We start from the raw sequence: 7,140 nt of genomic DNA, 5'->3' as shown, positions 1-7,140 counted from the left end.
TTTATCTAAAATCTAAAAACCCCAACGTTGTACTTATGACTCAACCTTTAGTTACTACTACTGAACCTTTAGTTACTACTACACAGGCTGCTTTCTTACTAAATATCTCTACCGGTCGATTGCGGGAGCATTGACTTAATCAAAGAATAACGATATAATGAGTTATAAACCTTACTATTAGACAGACTGTGTTCACAAATAAATGAAGTCCATTAGAACCAAACTCAAATTAAATAATAAGCAGAAAACTCTGATGGCTCAACACGCAGGCTATAGCAGATGGTGTTATAATTGGGGTTTAAGTTTGTGGAATCAGGCATATAAGAATGGTTATAAGCCTAATGCTCGTAAGCTCAGGGAAGTTTTTACTAATCACACAAAACCTCTTTATCCTTGGATGAAAAACTTGTCCTCTAGGGTTTATCAATACGCTTTCATTAACTTAGGTGAAGCATTTAAAAGATTCTTTCAAGGTTTAGGTAAACACCCAAAGTTTAAGAAGAAAGGTAGGTCTGATTCCTTCACAATTGATAATTGTGGAAAGCCAATAGAATTAAATGGGTGGAATCACAAATTACCTTTTATTGGTCTTGTTAAAACTTATGAACCAATTGAGGCAACAACTAAAAAAATAACTATTAGTAGACTTGCAGGTGATTGGTACTTAAGCTGTAGTTGGGAATTTACTCCGACTCCCACTTCAAAAACTACTGAAGTTGTAGGTGTTGACTTAGGCATAAAAACCTTAGCGACATTAAGTGATGGGAAAGTTTTTGAAAGTGTCAAGTCATACCGTAAGTTTGAAGCCAAGCTTTCGAGACTACAATATATTAATCGCAATAAAATAATTGGCTCTGCTAACTGTAAAAAAGCACAACTTAAAATTGCCAAGCTACACACAAAGATAGCTAACATCCGTAAAGACGCACTTCATAAATTGACAACATATCTAGCCAAGAACCACGGCAGTGTTGTCATAGAAGATTTGAATGTGCGTGGTATGCTAGCTAACCACAAGCTAGCTAAATCTATAGCCGACCAAGGATTTTATGAGTTCAGGCGACAGCTTGAATATAAAACTCTTGCTTATGGCTCTGAATTAGTAGTCGTTGATAGATTCTTTCCATCATCAAAAACTTGCTCAAACTGTGGTCATGTCCAAGATATGCCGTTAAATGTGAGAACTTATGACTGCCCCGATTGTGGCATATCTATAGNTAACCACAAGCTAGCTAAATCTATAGCCGACCAAGGATTTTATGAGTTCAGGCGACAGCTTGAATATAAAACTCTTGCTTATGGCTCTGAATTAGTAGTCGTTGATAGATTCTTTCCATCATCAAAAACTTGCTCAAACTGTGGTCATGTCCAAGATATGCCGTTAAATGTGAGAACTTATGACTGCCCCGATTGTGGCATATCTATAGACAGAGATTTAAACGCAAGTATTAATTTAAGAAATGCGGTCGGCTTGACCGTTAATGCCTGTGGACGGAGTGCTGCCGACGGTTCCGGTGGAAGCAGGAAGTAAACAGTAAAATGTCATATTATGACGTTTTATATCGGTTTTATGAAGCAGGTGACTGAGCAGAGGGCGAAACTGAAAAATAAAAAGTCAAAACAGAAAAAGTCAAAACACAGAAAGTCAAAAATCAAAGGAAAAAAGAAATAACAGAGTCAGTTAGATAAATAGTTAGTTGACAAAAGAGAATTTATGAGCAGTGGATGTCTTCTGTTCTTTTTTCTGATGTCTCTAAATAAATCTAATTATCTTGCGTAACTAATTCTACGCATATTTAGTGGTAGAAAGGTTTAAAGGATTATCATTAGGATGTGCTTTAAACCACCAATCTTAACTGAAAAAAATTGAATAACCTGAGATTTTTGCTATTTAATTAAGGAAAAAATCTACATTTAGAAAGGCATCGGATCATCAAGATCATCAATCACTTTTTTACCCATCGCTTTTTCTATTTTATGAATCAAAGCTTCTTTTCTTTCAGCGAAAAATTTATCAAAATCATCATTCCAAAGATGTGAAGGTTCAATATTATGAGAGCGTAAAATTTCCTCCATCTGGTTTTTACCCATTTTACCTTCTTTCATTATTACTTTGAGGTACTCACTAGGAGAATTACCGCCTATTTTACGATTTGTTTCGGCTGATAATGGCGTTTTATTCACTACGCTGTTATATTCATTAGGATCTAAATTTTTCTTTTTACACCAAGCTTGAGGAAAGATATGGTGCATCTCTATCTTCTCATCGAAATACTTTTCTGAATTAATAGGGTAGTCTGTTAAAAAATCTCTACAATCGTCTTGCATTAACAAAGCACACAAACCCTTAAATTGTGGACTATTTTTGCCTTTTAATTTCAACAGTTTGCTCTTATAAAAACTAGAATTTCCTGCTCTTCCTGGCATTTTATTTTCTTTACCTAAAATCCATTCTGATACTTTAAGTTCCGCTAACAATACCTTTTCAAATGTTATTCCAGAACCATAGTTTCCACTAAAAACACCACACCAAAACCACTTAGCTATTTTATTTTTAGTTCCTGCAGTTTTCCAATTGGTAATGCCGATTTTTATGAAAGCTACAGCCATAGACATTATTTGTGTTATATAAGGAACTTCGTATTCAGTAAAAATTTTTTCCCCATGTAAAAACTTTTCTATCTCTTTCAATGAGTCCTGAATTTCATTAGACCATTTTTTGTAATCCTCCAGTTTCAAGTCCAGAATATCAGTATCTCGACATTTAGGGTTATTTTGACTCTCAGTAGCTAGTAAAGTCACTGCTGTCAAAAAAGCACTTTCATCAATTTTATTAAAAACGTGCTTTTCTTTTCCATCATTAGTTAATTCTTTTTGACGCTTTTTCCAATCTTCTCGTAGTGAAAAATTGTCAGTCGCAAATTGTGCAGTTAATAAATCAAATGTCTTGAGTTTCTCATTACTTTGATTAACTCTCAAAAATATCTGAGATATAGCTGGCTTAGGTGTTTTTTTAGGTAGTTCAATATATGGTATTACAAACTTTCCAAAAGAGTTATCAATTACTTTTTGACGAAATTCTTTATACAGTTTGATTTGGTCTGAATCCCTCTCTTCCCAATACTTGCAATATCCTTGTTCCCAATCGAATGGGTCGAAAATTTTTGTCAGAGGATATAATCTATCTTCATATTGCTTTTCTGGAGCCAAAACATCAAGATACTTCTTTTGTCTATCTTCTGTAATTCCTACTATTGCATCATCTCTTCTATAGTCTGACTTTAGTGCATCTTCTAGTAGTACCGAACCTTAATAGATTTCTTCTTATGTCCAGTTGTAGTTGATACTGGCTGGTTTGACATCAAAGCCTGATAGAGAGCTGTTAAACGTTGCTGACCATCAAGAATAAGTTTTTCTGGTATAACTTCTTTAGAAACCTCTACTCCCTCTATTAACCGAGCCTTAAACTTAACATCAGGACTACCAGTTTCCAGTAGCAAAACCGATCCAATTGGATAGGACAATGAAACACTGCCTAATAATCGGCGTATAGTTTCATCATCCCACTTCCAATCTCTCTGAAAATCTGGTAATTGTATATTCCCGTTTTTAATATCTTCCAGGCAGTCTCTCAAATTAAACTTATCAGAATTGACCATACTTTTGTAATCCTTTTGTATTTATATAGGCAATAAATTAATTAAGGTGAGCAAACTGCCCACCTTAATATTTTTTAGATTCTACTACTTACTACTTCCCAACACCAACTGGCATCCCTAAAATTTCCTCAATCTTCGGCATCTCTTCCAACGGAATCACTCGCCCTTCATCCTCAAAACCAGCAATTTGATCGAAGTTCAAATACCGATACAAATCGCCCGCAAACGGATCGACTTTCTCTTTCATAATCTCCAAATACTCATCCACACTGGGTATCCGACCTAACAGCGCACACACCGCCGCCAACTCAGCAGAACCCAAATACACACGCGCACCTTTACCCATGCGATTATTAAAATTCCGTGTCGAAGTCGAGAATACTGTCACGCCATCTTCAACACGCGCTTGATTTCCCATACACAAGGAACATCCAGGCATTTCGGTCCGCGCACCAGCAGCAGCAAACACGCCATACATTCCTTCCTCCCGCAACTGTTTCTCATCCATGCGAGTTGGCGGACATATCCACAATACACCTTTGACTCGTCCTGCTCCTTCTAATACTTTCGCAGCAGCGCGATAGTGACCGATATTTGTCATGCAGGAACCGATAAACACTTCATCAATTTTATCTCCNCCGCAACTGTTTCTCATCCATGCGAGTTGGCGGACATATCCACAATACACCTTTGACTCGTCCTGCTCCTTCTAATACTTTCGCAGCAGCGCGATAGTGACCGATATTTGTCATGCAGGAACCGATAAACACTTCATCAATTTTATCTCCCGCACATTCCGACATCAATTTAATATTATCCGGATCGTTGGGTGCTGCTACAATGGGTTCCTTGATTTCGTTCAAGTCTACCTCAATAATTTCGGCATATTCTGCATCCGCATCCCCAGACATCAACTCTGGATTTGCCAACCATTGTTCCATCTTGGCAACCCGACGCATAACAGTCCGCGCATCGGAATAACCCCGCGCTACCATATTTTTTAACAAGGCAATGTTAGAACGCAAATACTCAGAAATTGTCTCCGTACCTAACTTAATTGTGGAACCAGCACAGGAACGTTCTGCACTTGCATCTGTCAATTCAAACGCCTGCTCAACTTTCAAATCTGGTAAACCTTCCATTTCCAAGATTCGTCCAGAGAATATATTTTTCTTGTTCTNTCGGAATAACCCCGCGCTACCATATTTTTTAACAAGGCAATGTTAGAACGCAAATACTCAGAAATTGTCTCCGTACCTAACTTAATTGTGGAACCAGCACAGGAACGTTCTGCACTTGCATCTGTCAATTCAAACGCCTGCTCAACTTTCAAATCTGGTAAACCTTCCATTTCCAAGATTCGTCCAGAGAATATATTTTTCTTGTTCTCCAACGCAACAGTTAATAACCCTTTTTGAATCGCCACATAAGGAATAGCATTCACAATATCCCGCAATGTCACGCCCGGTTGTAACTTACCTTTAAAGCGAACCAAAACAGATTCTGGCATATCCAATGGCATTAAACCCAGAGCTGCTGCAAACGCTACCAAACCAGAACCCGCAGGAAATGAAATTCCCAGAGGAAAACGGGTATGAGAATCACCACCTGTTCCGACTGTATCCGGTAACAACATCCGGTTTAACCAAGAGTGAATAATTCCATCTCCCGGACGCAACGCTACCCCACCACGAGCAGAAAAGAAATCTGGTAACTGTTTGTGAGTCTTAATATCTACTGGTTTGGGATAAGCTGCTGTATGACAAAAACTCTGCATTACTAAATCAGCGCTGAAACCAAGACAAGCGAGTTCTTTCATTTCATCTCGCGTCATTGGCCCGGTGGTATCTTGAGAACCCACTGTTGTCATCAATGGTTCACAAGCTGTTCCCGGACGAACTCCTGGTAAACCGCAAGCTTTACCTACCATTTTCTGTGCTAAGGTGAAACCTTTACCTGTATCTGCTGGTGCTTGGGGACGGGTGAATACAGAACTGGTTTCTAATCCCAAAGCGTTACGAGTTTTGTCAGTGAGAGTACGCCCAATTAATAAAGGAATACGACCTCCCGCTTGTACTTCGTCGAGTATAGTTTCTGGTTTTAGGGTAAAGGTGGAAATTATTTCTCCTGCTTCGTTAGTAATTTCCCCTTTGTAGGGATGAATAGTTATTACCATTCCTGTTTCCATTTTGGTAACATCGCATTCGATAGGCAACGCGCCAGAGTCTTCAGCAGTGTTGAAGAAAATAGGAGCAATTTTTCCTCCTAAAATATAACCACCAGAATGTTTATTGGGAATAAAAGGAATATCGTCGCCAATATGCCACAACATGGAATNCTGCTTCGTTAGTAATTTCCCCTTTGTAGGGATGAATAGTTATTACCATTCCTGTTTCCATTTTGGTAACATCGCATTCGATAGGCAACGCGCCAGAGTCTTCAGCAGTGTTGAAGAAAATAGGAGCAATTTTTCCTCCTAAAATATAACCACCAGAATGTTTATTGGGAATAAAAGGAATATCGTCGCCAATATGCCACAACATGGAATTACAGGCAGATTTCCGGGATGAACCTGTACCGACAACATCTCCAACGTAGGCAACTGGATGACCTTTTTGTTTTAATTCGGCAATAGTCTTTAACCCTTCTGGAATTTTCGACTCTAACATCGCTAATGCGTGGAGTGGAATGTCGGGGCGAGTGGTGGCGTGGGGAGCAGGTGAGAGGTCGTCGGTGTTAGTTTCCCCAGGAACTTTGAAGACTGTGACTGTTATTTTTTCTGGGAGTTGGGGACGAGTGGTGAACCATTCTGCTGCTGCCCAAGAATCTACTACTTGTTTGGCGAAGGGGTTGGTTTCTGCCAATTCTATAACGTCGTTGAAGGCGTCGTAGACTAACAGAATTTTGCTTAAAGCTTTAGCTGCTGTATTTGCTAGTTCAGAATTTTCTGATTTGAGCAAGTCTATCAATGATTGAACGTTGTATCCACCAACCATTGTGCCTAATAATTCCACTGCATAGGTAGCGGATATTAGGGGACTGGTAATTTCTCCTTTAGCAATACCTGTAAGAAACCCTGCTTTGACATAAGCTGCTTCATCTACTCCTGGCGGTACGCGATCGCGCAATAATCCCATCAACTTTTCTTCTATTCCGTTTGGTGGGTTTTTCAGCAGTTCACATAATTCTGATGTTTGTTCAGCATCTAGTGGGAGGGGTGGGATACCCTGGGTTGCTCGTTGTTGTAGATGATTTTGATAGTTTTCTAACATTGTTTAGGTGTCCTCCGAGTTTATATTACTAATTCTACAATTTAGATATTTATGCTGAGGGGATTTTGACGCAATACTCTTACCCTTATGGAGAGTTAGGTTCACTAAAAAAACAATGTATTTCAATGCTTATAGTTTCTTAAACTTGACATCCTCCCGACGCGGGATTCCCTATAATACCATTTCTCAAAAACTTTTCTATATTTACT

At 38.7% G+C, this 7,140-nt stretch carries 3 protein-coding genes and 5 pseudogenes; 2 read left to right on the top strand and 6 right to left on the bottom strand.

Annotation, left to right across the window (positions count from 1 at the left end):
• Positions 1–202: 202 nt before the first annotated feature.
• Together AFK68_RS17840 and AFK68_RS39195 are read left to right on the top strand one after the other, a co-directional pair.
• Positions 203–1,217, top strand: a pseudogene (locus tag AFK68_RS17840) (RNA-guided endonuclease InsQ/TnpB family protein); the annotation flags it as partial.
• A gap of 1 nt (position 1,218) precedes the next feature.
• A partial coding sequence (locus AFK68_RS39195; protein WP_371357439.1) for an RNA-guided endonuclease InsQ/TnpB family protein occupies positions 1,219–1,531 on the top strand: 313 nt, incomplete at its 5' end.
• Between the two features lie 383 nt (positions 1,532–1,914).
• Here the strand turns inward: AFK68_RS39195 and AFK68_RS17835 are convergent.
• The 6 genes and pseudogenes from AFK68_RS17835 to AFK68_RS17810 form a co-directional block, all read right to left on the bottom strand.
• The gene (locus AFK68_RS17835) at positions 1,915–3,210 is read right to left on the bottom strand and encodes a hypothetical protein (protein ID WP_094673930.1); all 1,296 of its coding nucleotides are present in this window, start codon (positions 3,208–3,210) and stop codon (positions 1,915–1,917) included.
• Positions 3,211–3,293: 83 nt separating this feature from the next.
• The gene (locus tag AFK68_RS17830) at positions 3,294–3,659 is read right to left on the bottom strand and encodes a DUF262 domain-containing protein (RefSeq protein ID WP_094673929.1); all 366 of its coding nucleotides are present in this window, start codon (positions 3,657–3,659) and stop codon (positions 3,294–3,296) included.
• 91 nt (positions 3,660–3,750) lie between these two features.
• Positions 3,751–4,296: pseudogene (locus tag AFK68_RS17825) on the bottom strand (aconitase family protein); the annotation flags it as partial.
• A 1-nt stretch (position 4,297) separates the two neighbouring features.
• Positions 4,298–4,839 (bottom strand): annotated as a pseudogene (locus tag AFK68_RS17820) (aconitate hydratase B); the annotation flags it as partial.
• 1 nt (position 4,840) lies between these two features.
• Positions 4,841–5,996, bottom strand: a pseudogene (locus tag AFK68_RS17815) (aconitase family protein); the annotation flags it as partial.
• A gap of 1 nt (position 5,997) precedes the next feature.
• Positions 5,998–6,931, bottom strand: a pseudogene (locus AFK68_RS17810) (aconitate hydratase B); the annotation flags it as partial.
• Between the last annotated feature and the right edge of the window lie 209 nt (positions 6,932–7,140).

This window comes from Hydrocoleum sp. CS-953 (assembly GCF_002260545.1).
Taxonomy (GTDB): Bacteria; Cyanobacteriota; Cyanobacteriia; order Cyanobacteriales; family Microcoleaceae; genus Trichodesmium.
The sequence above is the reverse complement of the archived record's forward strand: the minus strand, read 5'-3'. Positions and strand labels throughout refer to the sequence as shown.